Genomic DNA, 1,104 nt, shown 5'->3' with positions numbered 1-1,104 from the left:
CCGACGCGCAGCTGACCAGTCAGCGCACCGCGGACGGTCGGGTCGAGGTGTTCGCCATCAACGCGAGCGCCGCCCAGCACATGTGGCAGACCGGAACCAACGCCCCCTACAGCCGGTGGGAAACATTCGGCACCGGCGGGAGCGAGATCGTCGCCACGGCCAACGCCGACGGCCGCATGGAGGTCTTCGGCACCGGCCCTGGGGGTGTCCACCACAAGTGGCAGACCGGACACGCCACCTGGTCCGACTGGACATGGGTCAACGACACCCCCGGCCCGCAGACCCCGTGAGGAGACAACGGATGTCCCCCGAGAGACGTGCTCGAAGAGCACCTCACCGCGTCATTCTGTCGGTGCTCGTCTCCCTGTGCGTCGCGGCGGGTGTCATGACCGCCGCCACGCCCGCGTACGCCGCTCCGAGCGATCTGTGCGCCCAGGTCGGCCACACCGCGGGATTCCGCGGCGAGGCGCTCGTGACCGCCGTCGCCGTCGCCCTCGCGGAGTCCAGCTGCGACCCGAAGGCGACCAACACCTCCAACAACACCCCGCCGTCCGCCGACCGCGGTCTGTGGCAGATCAACGACTACTGGCACCCGGAGGTCAGCGACGCCTGCGCCTACAACGCCCAGTGCAACGCGAACGCGGCCTTCACCATCTCCTCCAGGGGCACGGACTGGCAGCCCTGGTCCACCTACAACGCGAACCTGCACCTGCGGCACCTGGGCGAGGCGCGCGCCGCGGTGGACCGCCTCGGCAACTCCGGACCGGGTCCCGTTCCGCTGGTCTACCCGGCGGAGTCGGGCCGGGTGGTGTCGGCCCGGGGCGCGGACGGAAGGCTGGAGGTCTTCGCGGCCGGTGCCGACGGGGTCCATCACGCCTGGCAGACGAGCGTGAACGGCGACTGGTCGGCGTGGGAGTCGCTGGGCGGACCCAACGGCGCCGAACTCGCGATCGGCGCGAACGCCGACGGCCGGCTGGAGTTGTTCGCGATCAATGGGAAGGGCTTCTCCCACATGTACCAGCTGCGGCCGTCGGGCAGCTGGTCGGGCTGGGAGACGTTCGGCGGCGGCGGTCTCGACATCGCGGTCGGGGCGAACGGGGACGG

General features: G+C 71.1%; 2 protein-coding genes. Both read left to right on the top strand.

Annotated elements, in window-relative coordinates:
* Positions 1 to 290 (top strand): DUF8189 domain-containing protein (locus tag ABT026_RS32120; RefSeq protein ID WP_502968098.1); only part of this gene is annotated, 290 nt, incomplete at its 5' end.
* 53 nt (positions 291 to 343) lie between these two features.
* Positions 344 to 1,104: DUF8189 domain-containing protein (locus ABT026_RS32115; RefSeq protein ID WP_502968099.1), on the top strand; the 761-nt coding region annotated here is incomplete at its 3' end.

It is taken from the genome of Streptomyces sp. NPDC002734 (assembly GCF_040295685.1).
Classification (GTDB): Bacteria; Actinomycetota; Actinomycetes; order Streptomycetales; family Streptomycetaceae; genus Streptomyces.
This window is presented reverse-complemented; position numbering and strand designations above follow the sequence as displayed.